The 22,667-nt window shown below is 58.0% G+C and carries 11 protein-coding genes; 2 read left to right on the plus strand and 9 right to left on the minus strand.

Features of this window, described 5'->3' with window-relative positions; all coding sequences use genetic code 11:
- Window positions 1-19: 19 nt before the first annotated feature.
- The 4 genes from xylB to CKA38_RS05380 form a co-directional block, all read right to left on the minus strand.
- A complete protein-coding gene (gene xylB / locus CKA38_RS05365; protein ID WP_108824571.1) occupies window positions 20-1,552 on the minus strand; it encodes a xylulokinase in 1,533 nt (510 codons plus the stop codon).
- Between the two features lie 398 nt (window positions 1,553-1,950).
- A complete protein-coding gene (locus CKA38_RS05370) occupies window positions 1,951-12,477 on the minus strand; it encodes an autotransporter-associated beta strand repeat-containing protein (RefSeq protein WP_152032695.1) in 10,527 nt (3,508 codons plus the stop codon).
- A 35-nt stretch (window positions 12,478-12,512) separates the two neighbouring features.
- Window positions 12,513-14,018 carry a hypothetical protein gene (locus tag CKA38_RS05375; protein WP_108824573.1) on the minus strand — a complete coding sequence of 502 codons (1,506 nt, stop codon included), beginning with the start codon at window positions 14,016-14,018 and terminating at the stop codon, window positions 12,513-12,515.
- A gap of 35 nt (window positions 14,019-14,053) precedes the next feature.
- The gene (locus tag CKA38_RS05380; protein ID WP_236919169.1) at window positions 14,054-15,559 is read right to left on the minus strand and encodes an autotransporter-associated beta strand repeat-containing protein; all 1,506 of its coding nucleotides are present in this window, start codon (window positions 15,557-15,559) and stop codon (window positions 14,054-14,056) included.
- An 816-nt stretch (window positions 15,560-16,375) separates the two neighbouring features.
- Between CKA38_RS05380 and CKA38_RS05385 the strand changes: the two genes are divergently transcribed.
- Together CKA38_RS05385 and CKA38_RS05390 are read left to right on the plus strand one after the other, a co-directional pair.
- Window positions 16,376-17,143 (plus strand): TlyA family RNA methyltransferase, encoded by a 768-nt coding sequence (locus CKA38_RS05385; protein ID WP_236919170.1) that lies wholly within the window; start codon window positions 16,376-16,378, stop codon window positions 17,141-17,143.
- Between the two features lie 43 nt (window positions 17,144-17,186).
- Window positions 17,187-17,906: a hypothetical protein gene (locus tag CKA38_RS05390; RefSeq protein ID WP_108824575.1), complete on the plus strand. Its 720-nt coding sequence runs from the start codon at window positions 17,187-17,189 to the stop codon at window positions 17,904-17,906.
- A 57-nt stretch (window positions 17,907-17,963) separates the two neighbouring features.
- On the opposite strand, the gene CKA38_RS05395 is transcribed toward CKA38_RS05390, so the two are convergent.
- The 5 genes from CKA38_RS05395 to pyrH all read right to left on the minus strand — a co-directional run bounded on the left by CKA38_RS05395 (window position 17,964) and on the right by pyrH (window position 22,622).
- Window positions 17,964-18,365, minus strand: a complete 402-nt coding sequence (locus CKA38_RS05395) for an acyl-CoA thioesterase (RefSeq protein ID WP_108824576.1) — start codon at window positions 18,363-18,365, stop codon at window positions 17,964-17,966.
- 28 nt (window positions 18,366-18,393) lie between these two features.
- Window positions 18,394-19,644, minus strand: coding sequence for a glycosyltransferase family 4 protein (locus tag CKA38_RS05400; RefSeq protein WP_108824577.1), 1,251 nt, complete (start codon window positions 19,642-19,644; stop codon window positions 18,394-18,396).
- A gap of 168 nt (window positions 19,645-19,812) precedes the next feature.
- Window positions 19,813-20,370 (minus strand): ribosome recycling factor, encoded by a 558-nt coding sequence (gene frr / locus CKA38_RS05405; RefSeq protein ID WP_108824578.1) that lies wholly within the window; start codon window positions 20,368-20,370, stop codon window positions 19,813-19,815.
- Between the two features lie 123 nt (window positions 20,371-20,493).
- On the minus strand, window positions 20,494-21,705 hold the full coding sequence (locus CKA38_RS05410) for a serine hydrolase domain-containing protein (protein WP_108824579.1): 1,212 nt from the start codon (window positions 21,703-21,705) through the stop codon (window positions 20,494-20,496).
- A 173-nt stretch (window positions 21,706-21,878) separates the two neighbouring features.
- Complete coding sequence (gene pyrH, locus CKA38_RS05415; RefSeq protein ID WP_108824580.1) at window positions 21,879-22,622, minus strand: UMP kinase; 744 nt, start codon at window positions 22,620-22,622, stop codon at window positions 21,879-21,881.
- Window positions 22,623-22,667: the final 45 nt, after the last annotated feature.

A 22,667-nucleotide genomic window follows, 5' to 3' on the forward strand; every position in this document is an offset into this window, starting at 1 on the left:
GAAAAATGAGGGTGTGATATCAACGGCGCATGCGCGCGGCCTTGGTGAATATCGGGCGCAATGTGACACTGAGAGTGTCCTGCAAATGTTGCAGTTCGCGGTAGCGAGCGTGGACGGCCTTGTCGGGATAACAGCGCGTGTTTTCGTTGATGGCGACCGCGTTGCGTGTGAAATCGGCGATCTTTGCGTTGCGTCTGCCCTCGCGACGGGCAACGCACCAGGCTGCCTGAAGCGCTCCGCCAAGCGCGGCGCCTTCATCCTCGAGCATTCCGACGACAGGCACGCCAAAGATATCGGCCATGATTTGTCGCCACACCGCGGTTTTCGCGCCGCCGCCGGTTACCCGGATTTCCTTCGGTTTTATCCCGAGCGCGACGAGGCGGCGCAGCCCGTGGTTCATGCCAAGTGTCACGCCCTCCATTGCGGCACGCGCGATGTGCGCGGGGGTGAAGGTTTTTGCATTGAGGCCGAAGAGCACGCCCGTGCCGTCGGGGATGTTTGGCGTGCGCTCGCCCGCGAGATATGGCAGAAGGGCGAGCCCTCCGGCTGCGGGAGGAATCGTCCGGACTGCCTCGTCGAGCGAGGCGTGGGTAAAACCAAAATGCGCTCGCAACTGTTCGGTGACGGTAGTCACGTTCATCGTGCAAAGGAGCGGCAGCCATGCGCCGGTCGAGGAGCAGAAGGCGGCGATTTCACCGCCGGGGTCGACAACGGGTTTTGCGGCGGTTGCGTAAACCGTGCCGCTCGTGCCGAAACTCGCCGTCACAATGCCGGGGACGACGTTGCCCGTGCCTATGGCCCCCATCATATTATCGCCGCCGCCCGCGCTTACGACGACCCGCCCGTCATCGCGAAAGCCGTATTTTTTTGCGAGCTCGGGGCGGAGTGCGCCCGCGGCTTCGTGAGATTCGGAGAGCGGCGGAAGAAAATCTACGAGGTTTTTGTCAACGGCCCCCAGCGCTTCGCCCGACCATTCGCGCCGGCGCACATCCATGAGGGCGGTTCCCGATGCGTCCCCATGCTCCATGAAATAATTTCCCGTGAGGTAAAAGTTCAAGTAATCGTGGGGCAGCAGAACGTGCCGCAGCCGTTTATAGTTCATCGGCTCATGCCGTTTGAGCCAAAGGATTTTGGGTGCGGTGTAGCCTGGTAGAAATGGAAGTCCCGTCTTGCGAATGACGGATTTGAGTCCGCCGAGTTTTTTGGTGAGCAGTGCGCATTCGGCGGTGGTGCTGGTATCGCACCAGAGTTTTGCCGGACGGATGACCGCGCCTCCGGCGTCCAGCGGGACAAATCCATGTTGTTGACCCGAAACTCCGATTCCGCGCACGCGCGTGCGGCGTTCCAGGCCAATTTTTTTTGCAACCAGGCTGATTACGAAGTCGAGGGCCGCCGTCCAATCCGACGGATGCTGCTCCATGTGCCCGGCTGGCAGCCCCGCGATGAGCGAGTGCGGGGCGCGCGCCTCGGCGATCACTTTGTTCGCCTCGAGGTCAAACGCGACGGCTTTGGAGCTTTGGGTTCCGGAATCAATGCCGATGTAAATGGACATGGGAGAATGGGTGAGCGGAGGTTAGGGTGGAGTTGCAGGCGTGGGCAATATTCTGAATGTGCGACAATGCGCATACCGTGCATTATTCATCCCGCCTATGAAACGGAAGTCACAGCGAAAAAGTTCTACACAGTGTTCTACACATTCGCCGAAAAAAACTGAACCGAGCGAAACAGGCCGAATGGGTTTCTCCTATGAAAACGGCATTTTGAAACAGGCCGAAACACCCCGGAAAACTGCCGTCGAGGCTTATGAGTCCCCTGCTCTACCACTGAGCTACTCTGGCAAAAAAACGGGACTGCTTACCGAACCCAAAAACGGCGGAGTCTCAAGACAAAACTTCAGCGCCGCCAAATAGCGCGTGTGATTGGAGTGCGATGTCAGTCGACCTAGCCGGCTCACCAAAGCCTGCGATAGCCGAGGTTTAGCGCCCACGGACGCTCGTAGTCTTTTGCGCGACCGTATTCATAATCAAAATACAACTGACTGCCGCTGTTGATGCGATAACCGACACCGGCGCCGGCTTCCATGCGCCAGCCGTCGAAATTCACCGTCAGGTCGCGGCCATGGGCGTGAATTTCGCCATCATTGGTGTCGGTTTTCACCACGCCGAATTTGCCGTAGAAAGACCACCTCGTGTCCTTGAGCTGGCGGCCAAAGCGCACCATGCCGCGATATTGCGCGGAGGTCGCGTCGTCCACTTTCACGTCGATGGCCGCGTTTGAGGGCGTGGTGCGATAGCTCGCGCCTTCCAATCTCGCCACGGCCGCTTGCACGCTGGGTTCCATCCACCAGCCGCCGGCGTGTTCAATGCGACGACCGATTTCCAGCGACCCGCCCCAAGCATTGCTGTTGTAGCGCCCGTGCACCGGCCGGCCTGAAATGGTGCTCACGTCAAAGCGGTGCTTGTAGCGATCCGCCTTGAGAACGAGGTCGGCATACCAGCCGTTGTTTTTGATCATCGTTCCGTAAAGTCCGAAGGAGGCATTGGTGGTTTTGCCATCACTGTTCCGACCAAAGTCACGGGTGATGCGGCCCATGTCCACAAAGGCTCCGAAAAGATTCACACCCGTCCCGGTGCCAAAGGCTTTGTCGCCGCCGGCGGTCACGCCGTAGGAGTGTTGCTTGACTCTGCGTCCGGAGAGGGGGTTGGTCGCGTTCAATTGGTGACCGCGTGCGCGCGTCCAGATGGAACCGGCTGCCGCGGCAATGCCTTCGCCGCGAATATCGCCCATGCGCAGATACAGGGCGTCGAGCGAGTAGTGCCAATCCTTGCCGATCAACGACGCCGTGTCGATGATCGCGTCCGCGGCCTGCGAGAGGCCGGTGCTGTAAAGATACCATGTGCCGGGATCGAGCGAGAGGGTGCTTTCGGATGAGGCGCCGTTGGCAAACTTGAACTCCGTCAGGCCGAATTCCAATTTCCCCGACTCCAGTTGGTAGAACGCCGTGCCCGCTGTATCGGTGATGAGCGGGATCGCCGTTTCGTCATTGCTTGGCAGGTTTCCAAGCGCGGTGATGCGCACGGTGAAAACACCCGCGCTGCCGCCGGTCACAGTCAGATGGTTGGCAACCTCGCCGGATTGCTTGAGGCCGGAAATGCCCGTGAAATCGACATTGAAGCCAAGCGTGCCGCTCGCACCGGCAAGGCCGGCGACCGTGGCGCGATGGAACGCGGGCGCATTGTGGACAAAACCAAGCGTTGCCTCGGCGAGCGTGACATGGCCGAGGCGCGCGCCGTCGAGAGCGATGAGGATTGTCGAGTCCGCGCCGGCGAGCACGCTGGCGGAGTCGAGGCCGAGCGCATGCGTGGCGCTGAGCCAAACCGTCGCGCCTTCGAGAAGGCTGTTAGCGATGACGTTGTCGTGCTCGATTGAAAGCGCACTGTTCGCAATCCGCATCGTGCCGGAACCGCTGACATTATTGGCGAGCGTGCCGCTCACATTGTGATAGCCGAGAGCCGCATCGGCGCTCACTTCGATCGGCGCCCCGGCGAGCGCCGCAAGATTCATGAGAACCAGGCCGCCACCGTCCACAAACCCGGAGCCGGTGAAGTCAGGATTTGCATTCGGGATTGTGACGGTGCCTGTGCTGGCTTTCACAAAATCCCCCGCTCCGAGCAGGGAGAGGTTGAACGGTTGCGCGGTTGACGACTGCACATCGAGCACGAGCGCGCCGCCAACAAAGACCGAGCCGGCATCGCCGAGAGCGGAGGCGTGGTTGAGCGTGGCGGTGGCGCTCGCGGCGATGCTGGTGGTGATGGCGAGCGCGGTGTTTGCATCGGTGACGAGCAGGTTGCCGCCGTCGAGATTCAGTGCGCCGGTGCCGCTCATGGCACCCGTGCTCGCGCCGCCATTCGCCACGGTGAGCGTGCCGCCGTTGAAGAGCAGCGCGCCGGCGTTGTAGATCGCGCCGACGGTCTGCGCGGTGTGATTCAGGTCGGCGGAGGCGGTTGAGGAAATGGACAGCATGCTGGTGTTGCCGAGCGCGCCGCTGTTGCCCGCGACGAGTGTGCCGCCGGTCACAAGAGTCGTGCCGGAGTAGGTGTTGCCGCCGTTGTTGAGCGTGATGGCACCGGTCGCGCTGATTTGCAGGTTACCGGAGCCGCTGACGAGCGCGTGCAATTCGTCGGCGCCGAGAGGCGTGTTTTTTTCGCCATCGAGAACCGCCGTCTTGTCCGCGAGCAATTCGAGATGCGTGAGAGTGTAGGAGAGTTGCAGGCCGTCATTGTCAGCCGTGACCGCAAAGTCATAGGTGCCGCTCGCGACGGTGCCGCCGGATTGCGCGATGTCGCGTTGTGACGCGCCGGTAAGCTCGTTGCCATTCTTGTCAACAAGGTTGCTGCCGCTGACGATCGTCTTGCTGCCTTGGGCGAGCGTGGTGCTTGTGACGAGCTGGATATCGAGACCTTCGTCTTGTTGCAACAGTGTCAGCGCATCGACATCCATGCCGGATGTGTCGACCATGACGACGGAGTCGCCGACGGCCAGCGTGCCGGTGTTGACGATGCCGGCGGCGGTGCCGCTCGCGTCCATCGTAAAGGCGATTGTGCCGCTGGAGAGTTCAAGGTTGCCGATGTTTTGCGCGCCGCCGCCGACATCGGTGCGGTTGTTTTTATCGACAACCAACGTGGCGTTTGTGAGCGCGAGCGTGTTTTCGGCGGTCAAATCGAGGCGGTTGTTTTGCAGCACCACGCGTCCGGCGAAGTTTGTGCCGGTCGTGCTGCCAAAGGCGATGGTGCCCGAGTTGTTGACAAGCAGCGCGCCACCGCCGGTGAGCTGGTGGTCGAACTTGTAATCGCCGCCCATGCCGACAAGCGCGAGGCTGCCGCCGGCGGCGATGTTGACTTGCGCCGCGCCACTCACGCCGAGGTTTTCGGGCGCGGTCATCGTGCCGCTGCCGGTCACATTCCACGTGCCGGTGTAGGCGGCGTTCGCGCCGGCGATATTCACGCCGTCGGCGGCGATGACAGTCGCGCCGGCACCGGTGAGGGCGTTTGCGAATGTGCCGCTTGCGCCGAGGCGCAAGGATGCGGAGTTGCCAACAGTGCCGGTGCCGAGTGCGCCGAGATGAGCGAGGTTGAGCCCGCCCGCATTGATGAATGTGTTTCCGGTGTAGGCGTTGCTGTGGCTGATGGTCACCGTGCCGGCGTCTTCCTTCACGAGTGTTCCCGCGCCTGTGATGAAGTTGGAAAGGTGGAGGGTGAACGGCGAAGTGCCGCCGAGGACCAATGTGCCGGTGTTGGCAACCCCGCCGGCGCCAAGGCTGTTTTCGCCAACGGATTTGAAGGCGCCGCCGGCGGCGATTTGCCATGTGCCGCTGAAGGAGGCGTTGTTGCCATTGAGGATGATGTTCGCGGCATTCGTCGCGGAAACCAGACCCGTGCCGCTGATGCTGTTGGCGTTTGCGCCGGTGGCGGCATCGAAGACGAGTTGCCCGTCGGCGGTGATCGCACCAGTGCCGAGTCCCTGGGCGTGGGTCAGAACAACTGCGGCTGTGTTGTTGATCGAAGTGTTTGCGGCAAACGCGGTGTTCGCGCCGTTCACGGTGAGCGTGTTGCCTTGCACGACGAGCGCCCCCGCGCCGGTCAACGCGCCGTTGCTCACGCTGTTGGTGGCGAGGCCGGCGGCGTCAGTTCCGCTGATGATGAGTGTGCCGCTGTTGAAGTTAAGCGCGCTGTTTGCGCTGCCGCTGAACGCACCGACCGCCTGGGTGTTGCCGTTGAGGTCAACGCCGGTGTTGGCGGCGATGTCGAGGCGCGCGGTGTTGCCAAAGGCGTTGTCGGTATGGAGTGCCACGGTGCCGCTTGTGACAGAGGTCGTGCCGGTGTAGCTGCTCTCCGCGCTGCCGATGTAATACACGCCGGTGCCGCCCATGACAAATCCGCCTTCGCCGGTGAGCTTGGCGTTGAGCGTGCTGGTGGCGTCCTGCGTGCCGATGTTGTTGAGGGTGACGCTGGTGCCGCTGTTGGCCGACAACTCGCGCAGCATGTAGGCGAGATAGATGCCTTTGTTGTTGCCGTCATCCACCACCTCCGCGCCGTAGTCGTAAATGGCGGTGCCGCTCACGCCGCCGTTTTCGTGGATTTGTTTCAGCGTGGCATCCGTGATGAGCGCGCCGTCGAAATCGTGGAGATCGAGCTGGGCGCCAACGTCGTTGACGTTGCCGGTGACATTGACGATTTGCTCAAAAAGCGTGCCGCTATCCTGATAGAAAAAGTCGGTGCCGTCGGGCGTGGTGCCGCTGACTTTGTGCCAGTTGTCCAGCGCAAGTTTTCCACTCGTGGCATCGGTCAGGTCGCCGACCGTCAGTTTGCCCTTGGGGGTTGTGGCGTGGTCCATTTCAACCTTCAGAGTGCCGCCCTCGAAAGCCAGCCCGCCGAGATAATAACTGCCGCTGCCGAGCAGGGTGGCGGCGTTTGCGCCGAGAACGAGCGTGGCGTCGCGCATGACGCCGGTGCCCGAGGCCGGGCTTGCTCCAACACCGGCGCTGATGCCGTCGAGTTGGAAAAAGCCGTGCCGCATGTCCACGGTTCCGGAGAAGCGGCCCGAGGGACTGAAGGCTGAGGAGCTGAAGGAAAAGACCGTGCCGGATGTATCCACTTTCAGGATACCGGATCCGGTGAGCGCGTTTGCGTAGCTCCATGCGGAGGAGGAGGCGATGGAGAGCTCGCCGTCGATATGCGTCGCGCCGGAGCCGAGATTTTGCTGTTCGGCGACCCGGGCGGTGCCGGTGATGTTCCATGCGGCGATATTGTTGGCGCCGGTGATGGCGACATTGCCGCTTACTTGCGCGGTGCCGCTGCCGTTGATTGTGTTGGCGAAGGAGCCTGTCAGCGCGAGATCGAGCACGCTGGCCGCGTTTATCGTGCTGCCGCCGGCGGCGTTTTCCGAGGCGAGGCGCAACGTGCCGCCGGTGACGAGCGTGGTGCCGGTGTAGGTGTTGCTCGCGCTGAGCGTGAGGGTGTCGCCGGTGGTTTTTTCGAGGACCGTGTTCGCACCGGCGAGCAGGCCGTCGTAAGAGCCGCTTTGGATGACGAGCGTGCCACCGCCAAACAGGATTGTGCCGCTGCCGGTGAGTTTTTGCACGGTTTGCGCGAAGGAGTTGGTGTCGAAAACGGCGTCGTTCACAAGGTGCGTGCTGGATGCGACGACGTTGGCCGCGCCGGCCTTCAATGTGCCGCCGCCCGTCGTGGTGGTGCCGGTGTGGGTTGCGGCTGTGTTAAGCGTGATGGTGTTGATGGCGTTTATCAGCAGATTGCCGCTGCCGCTAATGAGCGCGTGGAGTTCATCGCCGCCCGCCGGGGTCGCAATGTCGCCGGTGAGCGTGAGCGTTTTGCCCGCCTGAAGCTGAAGTTCCTTGAGTTGATACGCGACACCAAGCGTGCCACCGGCGGCGGTAAGGGTGTTGCTGTAAACACCGAGCGCCTCGGTGCCGGTGCCAATGGCGAGTGTCGAACTGGCGCCGATTCGGGTGCCGTCGGCGAGGACGAGGTGGAGATTTGAAACATCACCATCCCAGTTTTGCGCAATGACGTAGGCGCGTCCGCCGCCTTCGTCCTGCTGCAGTAAGGGCATTGCCTGCGCGACGGATTGGTCGAAGAGGATATTGCTGCTGCCGGTAATGGCAAAATCCGCAACACGCGCGGTGCCAGTGAAAGCGGCGGTGCCGCCGTTCATCACAAAACTGTTCGCTGTTTGCACGCCGGGCGTCACGTCGAGCAAGCCGCCGGTTAACGCGAGCGTCGCGGTGTTGAGCACGGAGCTGGAGTTTGCGTTCCAGACAAAATGGCCGGAGGCCGCTTCCGCCTTGCCGGTAAATCCGGTGCCCGCGCCCGCGCCGAAACCTTGGGTGCCGCCGCTGGCAAAGGTAACCGTGCCGCTGCCGGTGAGCGCATTGTTAAGGGTAAAGTTGTTTGCGCCCTCAACGAGAAGCGCGCCCTCGAGGACAACATTGCCGGTGCCGAGGTGAATGGTGTCGCTAATCGCAACACGGCTGCTCTCCCGCGCATGCCATGCGCCCGCGAACGATGAGTTGGTGCCGGAGAGCGCAATGCTGGCGCTGGTGACAAGCACGGTGCCGCTGCCGGTGATGTTATTGGCGACGGTGCCAGTGAAGGAGTCGAAGTTCAGCGTGGCGGGGGCGGCGACATTCGCGACGGCTTCGCCAAGGGAGCCGGCGTTCGTGGCGCGAAGAGTGCCGGCGTTTATGCGGGCGGTGCCGGTGAAGCTGTTGCTTGCGCTCAACGTCAGGGTGCCGGCGCTGATTTTGGTCAGGACGCCGGTGCCGCTGATTTCACCGGAGAGCGTGCCGGTGTGGGCGGCATCGACAACCAGTGGCGCGTTTGAAAGCGTGATGCCATTATCGAGAGTTATAGGAGCGGAGAGGCTGAGGGTTGCGCTGGACAGGACTTCAACCGAGCTCGTGCCGAGGGATCGATCATTGGTGGCGACGAGAACACCGCCGGCGAGTTCCGTCGTGCCGGAGTAGGCGTTGCCCGCGTTGAGGACGAGCGTGCCGGAGTTAATGCCCAGCCCGAAAACATGATCCACGCCGAGCACGCTGTTTATTTCCAGCAGGCCGCCTCCGCTTTTGGTGAGCTTTGCGCTTGTGGCGCTGTCAGCCAGCGCGACTTCCAGTGTGTTATTCGCATCAATCACAAGCGTGGCACCATTGTTCACAGTGATGGTGCTGTCGGCGCCCAAGGCACTTTTTACGCTGTTTAGGGTGGAGTCGTATGCCAGCGCAAGTGTGTTGCTGCCGACGACAGTGAAGTCGCCGCCGATCACAATGCGATTACTAAGCGTGCGGTTCTGCCCGTATGCCTCGATTGAACCTCCGTTGATGGTGAAGGCGCCGGTGCCGATCGCCCCCGAATTAACGTGGCCGTCGAGCAAAGTTTCACCGGCGTTGATGCGCAGCAGGCCGTCCACGAGCACCATGCCGGCCTTGAAGCTGTTGAGGCCGTTGGAGAGGGTGAGCATGCCGCTGCCGGTCTTGGTCACCTTGCGGCCCGTGCCAAAGTCATCGAATATGGTTCCGGCGAGCTCGATGTCGGCGCCGCTCACATTGTCGATCTGCAGGTTCACGCGCAGGTCGATGGGCGCGGATATATAAGCGTCGGAGTTGTTGCGCATCAGGATGAGCGCGGTGACGTTGGGGTCGTTTTTGATATCGCCGGGAAAGTCGAAGATAATTGCGGGGCTTCCGTTGCTGGTGATGTTGAAGCGCTGGTTTCGGGCGCCGCTAAAAATCAACGAGCCGAGCGTCTTGTTTTCGTTGAGCAGGATGTTTGAGCCGGTGACCGAGATTGCGGCCTTGTCATCAAAAGTCGCGCTGGCGCCGACGCCATTTGGCGACTGGAAACTGCTCCAGTTGGGCTCGGCGGTCCAGTCGGAGCTGCTCGCGCCGGTCCAGTTGAAGGATTGGGCGTAGGGAACCAGTTCCTTGGTGCCGCCCGTTTTGTCCAGCAGGATCGCGCCGGGGGCGTAGCCTTGGAACCAGACATTGGGAACGTATTCCATGGCGCCGGTGTAATTGCCTATGATGATTTGGGTGTTGCCGCCGCCAACCGATTGCACGCCGTCCCAGTTGAGCACTTGCAGTATGTGGTTGGTGTTCCATATGCCGAGGTCGGCCACGGTGAATGTTTTCGGCAGGCTGTTGACGCCGATATCGAGCAGGGACGCGCCGGTCAGGGAAAGATTGCCGCCGAGCGTCTGGCTCAGGCCGTTTAATAATAAACTGCCGCCGGCCATGTTCAGGTTGCTCACATTATTGAGGAGATTGGTCGTGGCCAGGGACAGCGCGCCGCCGCGGATGGTGATCGGCGCGATGATGCTCGTGTTCAAGGTGGAGACCGTGCCCTCGCCCTCTTTGAACAACGCGCCGCCGTCGCCGATTGAAATATTTCCGTTGCCGGTGGCGCTTATCGTTTGGTTGGAATTGAGGTGAAGATTGCCGCCTCCCACGATTTGGAGCATGCCTCCGTTGCTGACGGTGAGGTTGCCGTTCAAGTAAACATTACCCGTCGTGCCGCTTTCGCTCCACGTTTCGATGCGGGCGACGGCGGTCGAGCCGTTGATACTGAGAACGCCGGTGCCGAAGTAGCTGTCCTGCGTGGCATTGGCGGCGCCTTGAAGCACCATGTCGCGACCCTCGAGAAGAACGGTGGACACGGTGCCGGCCGAAACAGTCAGGTTTCGGAATGTCGATTTCGGGGCGAGCAATTGCAGCTCGCCCGCGCCCTGCTTGGTGATCGAGGCGCTGGAACCGACGAGGTTGTGGGATGTGCCGAAGGTGACGGTCATGTTGCCGGCCACGTCCCAGTATTTGTTGCCGGATGTAACGGTGCTGTTTCCCGAACCGCTGAAGAGCATGTTTTGGGCGCCGCCCGCGGCGGTGAAATAGGTGGTGTAGGAGCTGTTGTTAAAATAAACCAGATTGCCTATGTTTCGATCCGCCCCGTGGGCTTGGAGGGTTATATGATAACCGGAGAGGGTCAGCGTGCCGGTGCCAAGAGCCGCGTCATTGGCAATCGACAGTGTGGTTTGATAGGATGCGCTGCTGCCATAATTGCTGTTTATCGTAAGACCCCCGGTAAAACTGTTGCTGCCGGACAAGCGCAGAAATGCAGGAGAACTGGTATATTGCGTAAGATAAAATGTTCCACTGCCAGAATCCGGATTGGTAATGGAGTTTTTAAACTCCACCATCGCGCCCATAAGATAAAAGTTATTCTGCCCCGACCTTAGTTTGAGGTCCTCAATGGAATCAAAGGTCAGTGAGCCGGCCTGCAGGCTCGATGGTGCGTAGTAGCCCAGATAAACATTGCCGTTTGCGCCAAGACTCAAGGGATTGTGGATTACGTGGTGCTGGGTCGTGTTTTCCAAATAAGTCGCGCCATTGCTGAATGTATAAGTGCCGGTTCCCAGGGGGCCGGAAACCACAAGGCCGTCCGCCACCTGGCTGCTGGCGCCGATTTTTATGCCTCCGTTGTTCAACGTGACGCCGCCGGAGAAGGTGTTTTGTCCGCGCATTATCAATTGATAATAGTTGCTTGCAAAGGATGCGCTCTGGACGTGCAAACCCGCCGATCCGGTAAGAATGTAATCGCTGTCAAAAATCAGCCCGCTGGAATTATAAGTATAGATACTCTTGGTTCCTCCGGTGATCAGCCCGGTGTTGTTTTTGAAGGTAATCATCGACCCCTGGGAGGAGAGTCCGCCGTCGAGTTTCAACGCATTTGTCAGAACGCGATTGCCATTTGCATATATCGTGGCCGTGCCTGTGACCGTATAGGTTCCGCTGCCCAGGGCGTTATCATTGTTTATATAGAGCATGCCGCCTTGCTGCTCAATGCCGCCGCTGAAGTTGTTATTGCCTGAAAGTGTCAGGCGGTAGTCCTGATTGTATGAATTTCCAAGAGCCGCGGGATCAACCGTGAAACGAATGCCCTCCGTTCCCGATATGGCGCCCGACAATGTCAAGTTCTTGCCCTTGGCGCGATGATCCACCAATAAAGAGTCTTCCAGTATCAGATTGGCGCTTATGGTGGGCGAGGACACGCCCGACATATAGATCACCGCATGGCTGCCGCTGTTCGAAAGCGTGAGACTGTCGGCGGTGGAGGTGGGGGCGATGGTGAAGCTCGCGTCGCTTGTTGCCTCAAAAAATATTTTCCCCAAGGTGCGGCTGCCGTTGAGCTTGATCGTCTTGCCGTTCAGCCGGTCGTCCGCATCGCGGAAGATGGCGATGGCGCCGGCGCCATTGGGCGCCGCGTTTCCATACCAGTTTGCGCCCGCGTCCCAGTTGGTGTTGGAAAGGCCGCCGCCCGACCACTCGTAACCTTTTTCACCAGCGGTTACCAACTCGTATTTTCCATTGTTGTATACAATACCCGCGCCGCGCGTGTAGCCGGTGAACGCGATATTAGCCAGGCGGACGTCGCCGGCGGAGAAGGGATTCGCGACAAACCACACATGTTCGCCTCCAAGCGTCTGATCGGCGACCGTGTTCCATTCGCCGCTGTCATTCTGGATATTGAGCAGGGGAATCACGCCGCTTGTGCTCCACGAGCCCAGTCTGTTGAACGACAATTCGCCGGCGTCGCCCAGCTCCATGGTGGAATCCCCGTATATGTATAGATTTCCAAAGGTGTTTTTGACCCCGGCGGAATTTATGATGCCAGTCGAATGGAGATGCAGGTTTGCCGTTCCGGCAGCTTGATGATCCCTCGTGAATTGAAGGCGGCCCGAGTTAATATAAAACTCCGACGCCCCCAGCTGGCTGATGGATGAATCTATGGTCGTTGTCGTGAGCGATATGCTTCGCGTGAACCGTCCCAGCCCCGTGAGCGCCGTGGTGCCCGATTGCGCCATCACCCTGGTGCTTCCCGACATGGTGACATTTGGCTTCTGGCTCACGACGACACTTCCGACAACCAAGTTCTTGCCCACTGTTATGTTGCCCCCGACGTGGTGTTTGCCCCAATCAAATTCACGCTCGATAAAATCAAATCACTATTGCTTGTCGTGAAATTACCGTTGCTGAAAAGTTTCAGCGTCGAATTATCCAGAAAATAAACCGGCGCCGTGTAGACTGTGAAGGTGCCGTTGGTCGCGGTCACTGTGATGCCATTGCGAAACTCAACCGTGTTGCCCGCGGATTTGGGGGTGACCTGAATATTGCCCCCGGCCAGCGTAATGTCGCCAATGCCCAGGTAATTTTTGCCGGCGGCCAGTTCGCCAAACACCAGGGAACCGTCGGCGGTCGAGGAATTGGCATACACTTGCATCGTGCTGCCCCGTTGAGTGTAGCCTCCGCTGAAATTACTGTCCGCGGCATATGCGTAAAGACGGTCCCAGCTGCCCGCGAACGTCAGCCCGCCCGTGCCCTGAAAGTTTCTGCCTTCATGAATATAGAGATATGAGTAATTGCCCCAGGCCAGAGTGCTGGCGCCGCCCCATTTTCCTGTGATGGTAATATCAGAGTTCAGCCAGATTGTGTCGTTGGCCGCGTTTCCAGTGGCGTATAATCTTGTATAATAACCGCTGGGATTGCTGATGACAAAGTTCGCGTTTATATTGATCTTGTTATAAATATCGGCGCCCCACAGCACGCCGCCGTTTATAGTGAGCTCGCCCTTGCCTAGCGAGCTGTTGCTTCCGCTGGAAACAATGCGCAACATGCCGTCGGGGTTCAATGTGACGCCTCCGCTGAAGGTGTTGTTGATATTGCTCAAATACCATGCGCCGCCGTTGATGGTGATGGAGCTGGAGCCATTGACGCCGTCTGAGATCAGACCGCTCAAATCGCGGTAATAACCACCTGATGGCAGGCTGGTGTCGGTGCGGTCCAGCAATAAATTACTATCCAATCGAATGGCGGAACTTATGCGCCCGATGCCGGAGCCGCCATCATACAACGACTTTTTTATCTGCGCCGCAACGCCCAATGTCCCGCTGTTCATGATCAATGTGCCGCTGCTGATCATGGCGGCATTATATGAAGAGGTGGTTCTGGCGAACAAGAGGGTGCCGATCGTCAACGTGCCGGGAAGCGCCAGGTTTGGATTATAAGAGGTGTATTTATTGCCGAACACCATGGTGGAACCGGCGCCAAAGGTCGGAATGCGGTTGATATCCCAATTGCCCGGCGCATTCCACATGTTGGTGCCAATGACACCGGAGCTATAGGAGGCCGCCCCCGTCCATTCATAGGTGTCGGGTGCCGCGGGCGTGCCCGCGGTCGGGATTAGTTCATATTTGCCGGCGTTATCAACAACCTGCACGCCCATGGTCCAGTTGTAGCCGTCGAATCTGATATTGCCGCGCCAGAACGCGGATGAAATGTCATCCGCAAAAAGGAGGTGATTCGAGCCCTCCAGCCAGTTTTGTATATACACCAATCCGGAGCCGCCCGTGCTGCCGGTGCCAAAATCGAGCGTGTTTGCGCTGTTGGCCATGAAGTCGATGATTCGCGTGCCAGTGCTGGTCCAGCTCAGCCCCCGGAAAACGTGGCGGAAAATCCATTGGCCCGCAGTGCGGTCGCGGCATCCATATGCAATGCCGTGCCCGCCTGAATCTGGTCGTTCGCACCCAGCGCCAAAACACCACGCTCCATGCGAATCTGAGACGCGCCGATATTCTTGGCGGAAGCGCCCAGGGCGATGGTGCCCGTGTTGTTTAAAATCATATGGTTCAAACCCGCTCCCATGCCCGTGCCGCCAATGGTAATCAGTCCCGTGGTTGTAAAATATAGGTCGGGCGAGTTGACAAAGTTCGCATCATCAAAAGTCGTGTCGCCCCGGAAAATAAATTTATTGCCGAGGTTGTTGGCTCCATAGCCCAGCACCGCGCCATCAAGCACAATGAAACCGTTGGTCACGTCCAGAATCGCGCCGTAATCCAGCGTAATGCCGCCTCGCATGTTCACAGTGCGCCCGGCGCCGGGATTCAGACTGAGCGTGAAGCCTTCGCCGTTGACCGCAACGGCGCCCGTGCCGATGTAGTTGTGCCCGGAATCGAGGGCGCCAAGTGTGATGTTGGTCGTTCCGTTGCCGATGGTGGCCTGCCTGAGCCATTGCACATAACCGCCGCTGAACGTATTGTTGCCGTTGAGAAAACTCACCTCGGACAAACTGCCGCCGCTCACTTGAAGGCCGCCGGTGCCGGCAAGCACGAAGTCCCGTCCGAAAACAACCTTGGTTAAGTCACTGATGTTCAGCTGGCGAATGCCGTTGTCGAGCTGCACGATGCCGTTGTAGTCGAACGTGATGGATTTTTGCGTGAGTGTGACGCCATTGGCGATGGTCAAGTCGTTGTTCCAATAGATCTGGTTTGAGAGCACAAGGGACGGCGTGAGCAATTCGATCGTCATCAAGTTTGACGGCGTGACGCCATTTCCGATTTCGAGCGCGCCGGAGCCGAGCGCGGTGTTGCCGCCAATGCGCAAGGTGCCATCATGCAATTGCACTCCGCCGCCAAACGTATTGGCACCGTAAAGCTCCAATTTGCCCGCGCCGGTCTTTCTAATGCCGCCCGTGGTGCCGGCAATAGTGGAGCGGACTTGAACCTCGGCGCTGCCGATCACCGTGTTGATCAGCAAATTATGGCTCGCGATGTCGATCGTTTTGCCCGCGTTGAATATCATCCTGCTTTGATAGCTATCCAGTTTCGCGGAGGCATCGAGGAACACATTGGCGTTCACTGTCAGGAATGCGTTGCCGGACAAATTGATGGCGGCATCAGTCCCGCCAAGACGGATACCCCGTCCCATCCCGCCGCCGTCGGTCAATGTCAGGGTTTGGTTCCAACTGGTAAGCACATCGAGCTTGTTGAGATTAAAGAGGCCATCAACTGTAATAGTGCGCGCACCATTTTCCGCAATATTGTCATTGTTAAATGTTGATATATCGTGATTTGAGCCAAACCCGGGCGCAGTGGCTGACGACCAGTTGGTTGCTTCGCTCCACAACGAGCCTGTGCCCACAAAAGTGCCGGACACTTGTTGCGCGGAAAGCTGCGCACTGAGCAAGAAACCAAGTCCGCAAATTAGCATATAAATGGAATGCAACCATTTACATCTGAATTTAGTTGTGGGATTTTTAACTTGAGAAATCATTAATTTGTGGATGATTTTTGTTATAAATAATTACATAAGTAATTTATATTAAATAGAATGTGATGTAATTGGGGCGAATTATCGCTGATCCGCCCGTGGCAACAAATTGAGAGTTTTTCGTTGTCCAAATCATGCTGTTCCAACAATTAATTTGTGTAATTGTTATGATAACATTTACTAATTTTCGTAATGCTATTAATCGTGTGTTTTCCTAAGTTGTGATACATTTTATCTTATTAATAATAAAATAATTACAGAACAACAAATTGAAGATTGATTGTATCTGTAAATTTAATTTTTTGGATAGAGCAATATGCAAATCATTAATAAAATCAAATATTATCATGCAAATTCCTTAAAATTTCTGCTTTTCATCGAAAAACAAAGGCCCTGAAAAACTGCCATGAAATTTCTTTTTATCATGGCCTTCAACATATTGTGCCATTTCGATCGCACCCCAAACTCGCTACTGAAGTTGGGTGAAATTTCCGGATGAACCAGTTTTTGATTGTCGTATCACACGAGGACACGACTGAAGGCATCGCCCTGTGTATTTGCGTTGGGGATGTCCAGAACCACCGCGCTCCAGTTCGTCAGATTTGCCCGCATTCGAGAATACTTTATGCCGGACGGCCCCGGCGTTTCCGGTGGAAAAGTGTTGCGGCGCTCGGTTTTGCATCTCGAATCGGTTCATCCACAATGAAACAGCGCCTCGATGAAATCCTCGTTGCCCGTGGCCTTGCCGAAACCCGTTCGCAAGCCAAGGCGCTCATCATGAGCGGTCGCGTGCTGCGCGGCACGGAGCGCCTCGACAAGGCGGGCAAGGAATATCCCGGCGACATCGAACTCATCGTCGAGCAGCCGCCGCGCTTTGTGAGCCGCGGCGGAGAAAAACTGGCCGGGTTCTTGGAAAAATTCTCCATCGACCTGAATGGCGCGCATGTGCTGGACGTGGGTGCCTCGACAGGCGGCTTCACGGACTGCGCGCTTCAAGCTGGCGCGGCGGACGCGGTGTGCGTGGACGTGGGGCGCGCGCAACTGCACGCGAAGCTGCGCGCCGACCCGCGCGTCACGAATTTCGAAAAGGTGAACGCGCGCCACCTTGCGCCGGGGGATTTGCCGCGCGCGGATTTCGACGCGGTGGTGATGGATTTGTCATTTATCTCGCTCAAGGCCGTGCTGCCCGCCGTGTGGCCGTTCGTGCGCGTGGATGGCGGAATCCTGATCGCACTAGTGAAACCCCAGTTCGAGGCGGGCAAGGCCGAGGTGGACAAGGGCCGCGGCGTGATTCGCGACCCCGAGTTGCAGAACGCAATCCTGGCGGACATCACAGAATTCGCACTGCGTGAATTACCCGGCCCGGCACTGATCGGCAGCATGGACTCGCCCATCACGGGCGCTGACGGAAACCGTGAGTTTCTGCTGGGCCTGCGGAAGGGGTGTTTGCCGTTGCCGACTGGAGATTAACGGTATTTGTAAAAGTGGTTCCCCCGTCCCCTTTGGATTTCCCATGAAAAGAAAACTACTAATTTTATTATTGGGTGTTTTTATTATAGTTATAATTAAACTCTTATTCTTTGGAGGGAAGTTTCCCAATGCTGGCGTAAGCGGTTCGCCGGGGGATGAAGAATCCAAACTCTCATCGGGCGATGCTCAAAATGAAAAATTCGACGGGCTGCCAAGAAAAGAAAAAATACATTACAAAATACCGGAGTATATCATAGAGAAATTTCAGTTGAAGGAGTCGGATATTCCCGGCATGGAGCAATTGTTTATGAAACTCAAGTTTGAGGCCCTTAATGCAGTAGCTCAATATGCCACATGTGAGTATTCCTCAAATGATACTGTTGGATTGGCAATTGGAATGCCACAGGATGCAATTGATTCGGTATATGAAAGGACGTTTCAGTCGATTAAAAATTACATTGGGGAATCCCATTGCAATAAAACAATGACCGATGAATTGGAGACTGCAATTGCTGATGAGCTACTATATTATGCGCGGTGCAAAGGGACCTTCATAATTAACATACAAGGCGAGTCTATTAATAATATAAAAACAATCACAATGAGCCGATCTTTATTGAGATCGAATGGACGTGTGGTAAGGGACGCAATCGCCTTTACGCAGGATGCCGGCAACCAATTTATGGATACATTTGGATCTGTTGCCAACTGCGCGTTGGAAAACTGGCAAAAAACCAAAGAAAATTCCAAGGGGCCGAACTAATTTTTTTCATATTCGAGTTACATTGGCAGGTGCGTCCCCTCGGGATGGATCAGGCTATTATTTAAAAACCTCATTCATCTTCTCCGCCACGTAGGGGGGCGGGCGGACGGGGCGGCCTTCGTGGTCGATGAAGGCGTGCATGGTCGTGCCGGTGACGAGGAGGGTGTCGCCACGATGGACTTCGTATTGCACCTTTATCCGCAGGACGGGTTTTTCGGCCAGCTTGGCGGTGACGACGAGGTCGTCGTCGTAGAGCGCGGGCCGGTGGTATTTGAGCGACACTTCGAGGACGGGCAGGTGGTAGCCGTCGGCCTCGATTTTTTTGTAGGGCAGGCCCACGTCCTTGAACATTTGCGTGCGCGCGACTTCGAACCAGGCCAGATAATTGCCGTGGTAAACGACGCCCATTTGATCGGTTTCCGCATAGCGGACGTTTATTGGCACCTTTGCTTGAATCATAAGGAAAGGCGCGAGTATGGCACAAAAATCAGGCCTTATCCAATGCGAGAAATGGCGCGAAGAGTTTTTTTGCGGAATCGGTCCAATTATTGTTCCGGGCGTGGCGGCGTCCGGCCTCGCCCATTCGCCGACGGAGCGGTTCGTCGGCGAGGAGTTTTTCAAAGGCGGCGGTGAGCGCGGGCGCCGGAGCGTCGAGGTTGGGCTCGGGATCAACGAGGAGGCCGGTTTCGCCGTCGATGACAGCCTCCTGCACGCCGCCGACTTTGTGGGCGACGACGGGCAGGCCGTGCGCCGAGGCCTCGAGGTAGACGAGGCCGAAGCCCTCGACGCTTTGGCGGTAGTTGATGCTGGTCATCGCAAAAATATCGGCGCGTGAATAAATGTCGCCCAGTTTGTTGTCGGGAAGTCCGCCGAGGAAGCGCACGGTGAGGCCGAGGCCGGCGGCGGTTTCGGCTTCGCGCACGAGGATTTTTTCGTAGGACGAGCCGTTTATCTTTCCAACAATCCAGTATTCGGTGGTCTCGCGCCGGGCGAGGGGAAGGTTTTTGAGGGCGCGGAGGGTGCGGACCTGGCCTTTGCGCGGGTGGATGCGGCCGACGGTGAGCACGACGTTTTTTCCGGGCGCGGCGACGGGAAGCTCGTCTTGGTCCAGGGAGGTGGTGGCCAGCTTGTCGATATTGGCGAGCAGGTCGCTGCGGATGGCGCCGGGGGTGATGATGGTTTTGCCTTTTGCCTCGGGGAAGCGGTTGCAGAGGAGGTCGCGGGTGAATTCGGTGAGCGTGCTGATGCGCGTGGCGCGTCGGATGAGGCGGCGCATGAGCATGCGGTGCGCGGGGTTGGCGTGCATGCGCAGGATTTCCGAGCCGTGAAAGGTGAGGATGAGCTCCTTGGGGCGCATGCTTTTGTTGAATTGCAAAACCATCAGCGCGAGCATGGGGCCCGGTTCGGGGATATAAACGGTGGCGTTGCGCAATTCGCGCCGGCGTTTGGCGATGACCACCATTGATTTTGCAAGGCAGGTGAGGTTGAGCGTGCCTTTGATGGGAAGGCGGTGCACATCAAACGGCCACTGCTTTTCGTCCGTCGGCGCGGCGGCTTGCGCCCAAACCTCGACTTTGCGCCCGAGGGCGGCGATGGCGCGCGCGATTTCCTCGGAAAACGTGGCGATGCCCCCGTGCTTGGGATAAAATTCGTGCGTGATCAGGTAGATCGGCCGCGATTGTTTCCCGGCGTGCGTCGAGTCCGATGGCGCGGTTTGCTGAGAGACTGCGGGCGTCATGTGGAGAGAGATGAATAAACGTGCGACCTTGCGGCGTCACAAACGAGTTTGTGCAAAAATTGCATGTGCCAATTGGAAGCGGGAAGGAAGAATGGAAACCAAAAGGATTCCAGTTTTATAACTGGAAAGGCTCCTGATTAACGATTTTTTTCCAATTGGCAGACCGTCTTACAGGGTCGTGAGTTCCTTTTCCTTTTTGGCAAGGTGCTCGCCGATTTCCTTAATGGTTTGGTCGGTGGCGGCCTGAACTTCTTTTTCGCAGCGCTTCAATTCGTCCTCGGAAATATCGCCGTCTTTCTCGGCTTTTTTGAGCGCGTCCATCGCATCCCGGCGAACACTGCGCACTTGCACGCGTCCATCCTCGGCCATGCCGTGGGCGCGCTTGACCATTTCCTGGCGGCGTTCGCGGCTGAGTTCGGGAAGCGGCACGCGGACGTTGGCGCCGTCAACGAGCGGGTTGAACCCGAGGTTGGCGATCTGGATGCCCTTGACGATGGATTGCGTGATGCCCTTGTCCCAGGGCTGGATCAAAATCATGCGCGCGTCGGGCGTGGAAATCGCGGCGCATTCCTTGAGGCGCATCGTCGAGCCGTAGGCTTCGACCATCACGGCTTCGACCATGGTGGGCGAGGCTTTGCCGGTGTGGATTTGGCTGAATTCATGCAGGGTGTGCTCGAGGGCTTTTTTCATTTTAACCTGCATATCGGTGAGGATCGGTTGGGACATGATGATGGATGATTATTAAATGCTGCTCAACGCGGGGAGCAATGGTGATGGCTTGGATTGTTGATTTTCTAGGTTGTCACAGAAGGGCGGCGGGGATGCAAAGAATTTTTAATTCCGGAAACATCACTGCGCGGAGTGGGTTTTGAGGGCGAGTTTTTCAAGCGCGGGCCTCAGTTTTTTGCCATCGGGGGTTCCCCACTTGGAGATTCTTTGGACCATGAAAACAGTCACGAGTTTTTCCTTGGGCCAGACGGCGAAGTTGGTGCCGTGGGCGCCGCTGTGCCCGAACCGGCCGCCTTCGCCAAGGCTGAGAGTGAGGCCGCTGCTTTTGGTCGCGGCCTGGCGGCGGGTCATTTCGTTGATGGAGGCTTCGCTGATGAGGCGCTTGCCGTTGAACACGCCCTTGTTGAGCAGGAGCTGGCCGAAACGTGCGACATCGTGCGCGGTGGAAAACAGGCCGCCGCCGGGCGTGGGATGGCGGCGAACGCGGTCGTCGAGCGGATACTGGCGGTTGCCGATTTTTCCCGCAGTGAGCGTTTTTTTGGAGGGGTTGCCGCGGTAGCTGGTGGCGAGGCGTTCGAGCTGGGCCTTGGTTGGCCAGAAGGTGGTGTCGGTCATGCCGAGCGGATCTAGGAGGCGCTTCTGCAGAAAGGTTTCGTAGGGGATTCCGCTGGCGACTTCGACGACGCGCCCGAGGACTCCAATGCCGATGCTGGAGTAGCTGTAACTGGTGCCCGGCTCGAAGAGAAGGTTGAGGCGGGCGTAGGTGGGCACGGCTTTCGCAAGCGGGCGGGTGTCGATGTAAGGCGTTTCATCCGGGTCAACCCTCGGCAGGCCTGAGGTGTGGCAGAGGAGGTGGCGGAGGGTGATCGGGGTTTTGCGAAGGGTGTTTTTGGGCGCGGTTTGCCGCGGGGCGTTGTCGGCAACCCTCACGCCCTCCTCGTTGACCGTGGTGGCGCTTTTTTTTGGGACGATTTTTTGGGGCGCGTCAAATTCGGGAATGTATTTTGAGACCGGGTCGTCGAGGGAAACCTTGCCCTCGTCAACAAGCATCATGATGCATGCGCCGGTCATGGGCTTGGTCATGGAGGCGATCCAGAAAAGGGTGTCGTTGCGCATGGGTTTGGCGCTGGCGATGTCGGCAAATCCGACGGCCTCGCAGTCGAGCGTTTTTGTGTCGTCGGCGACGAGAAAGACAACGCCCGCCGTGGCGCCATCCTCAACAAACCGGCGGGCGGTGTCGGCGATTGGCCCGGCAAAAAGCCCCGCTGCGGAAGCGAGGAAAACGAGAAGGATGGCGAGGGGCGGAAGCGCGGCGGGGCAGGGGAGGGGGATGAGAAGGGGGGAGGTTTTGTTTTCATTGGGGAAGCAAGGGCGGGGCTATGTTGGCAAATGCGGAATTCGGAATGCGGATTGCGGAATGACCGGACGCAAGCGTGTCACGAACATGGCTTGTCGTTTTTTCGGTTTGTAATTCCGCATTCCGCAATCCGAGTTTCGCATTTGAATCAGCCATGAACAAGCGTGCCAACCTTTTCGCCGCGAACGGCGCGGAGGATGGCGTGCTCGGCTTTCAAGTCGAACACGAGGATGGGCACGTTGTTGTCGAGGCAGAGTGAAAACGCGGTCGAGTCCATGACGTTGAGGCGCTGCTTGAGCGCGTCGATGTAGGAGAGCTCTTCGTATTTGACGGCGTCGGGGTATTTTTTCGGGTCCTTGTCGTAGATGCCGTCAACCTTGGTGGCCTTCATGATGATGTCGGCGTGCATTTCGGAGGCGCGAAGCGCGGCGGTGGTGTCGGTCGAGAAATAAGGGTTGCCGGTGCCGGCGGCGAAGATGACGACGCGGCCTTTTTCGAGGTGGCGGATGGCGCGGCGCATGATGAACGGCTCGGCGATTTGGTCCATGGGGATCGCGCTTTGCACGCGCGTGTTGACGCCGGCCTTTTCGAGGCTGTCCATGAGCGCGAGCGAGTTGATGACGGTGGCGAGCATGCCCATGTAATCGCCCGTGGTGCGGTCAACGCCGCGTTTTTCGCCCTGAAGGCCGCGGAAAATATTGCCTCCGCCGATGACGAGGCAGATTTGCACGCCAAGGTCGTAGATTTCCTTAACTTGTTCGCAGACCTTGTCGAGAATGGCGCGGTCAAACGGATCTCCGGTTTTGCCGCTGCGGAGAACTTCTCCGCTCAATTTGAGGACAATGCGTTTATATTTTACTGATGGATCAATAGGGCGAGGGACGTCGTGCATATTGAGTTAGTAGCAAACGGCTTGTTCCGCAACGGGTCAAGCCAG

Source organism: Ereboglobus luteus (assembly GCF_003096195.1).
GTDB classification, from domain to species: domain Bacteria; phylum Verrucomicrobiota; class Verrucomicrobiia; order Opitutales; family Opitutaceae; genus Ereboglobus; species Ereboglobus luteus.

Bases quoted from the DNA above. Each gene is read 5' to 3' on its own strand.
- xylB (WP_108824571.1), bottom strand. From the start codon at position 1,552: ATGTCCATTTACATCGGCATTGATTCCGGAACCCAAAGCTCCAAAGCC.
- CKA38_RS05375 (WP_108824573.1), bottom strand. From the start codon at position 14,018: ATGGCCAACAGCGCAAACACGCTCGATTTTGGCACCGGCAGCACGGGC.
- CKA38_RS05385 (WP_236919170.1), top strand. From the start codon at position 16,376: ATGAAACAGCGCCTCGATGAAATCCTCGTTGCCCGTGGCCTTGCCGAA.
- CKA38_RS05390 (WP_108824575.1), top strand. From the start codon at position 17,187: ATGAAAAGAAAACTACTAATTTTATTATTGGGTGTTTTTATTATAGTT.
- CKA38_RS05395 (WP_108824576.1), bottom strand. From the start codon at position 18,365: ATGATTCAAGCAAAGGTGCCAATAAACGTCCGCTATGCGGAAACCGAT.
- CKA38_RS05400 (WP_108824577.1), bottom strand. From the start codon at position 19,644: ATGACGCCCGCAGTCTCTCAGCAAACCGCGCCATCGGACTCGACGCAC.
- frr (WP_108824578.1), bottom strand. From the start codon at position 20,370: ATGTCCCAACCGATCCTCACCGATATGCAGGTTAAAATGAAAAAAGCC.
- pyrH (WP_108824580.1), bottom strand. From the start codon at position 22,622: ATGCACGACGTCCCTCGCCCTATTGATCCATCAGTAAAATATAAACGC.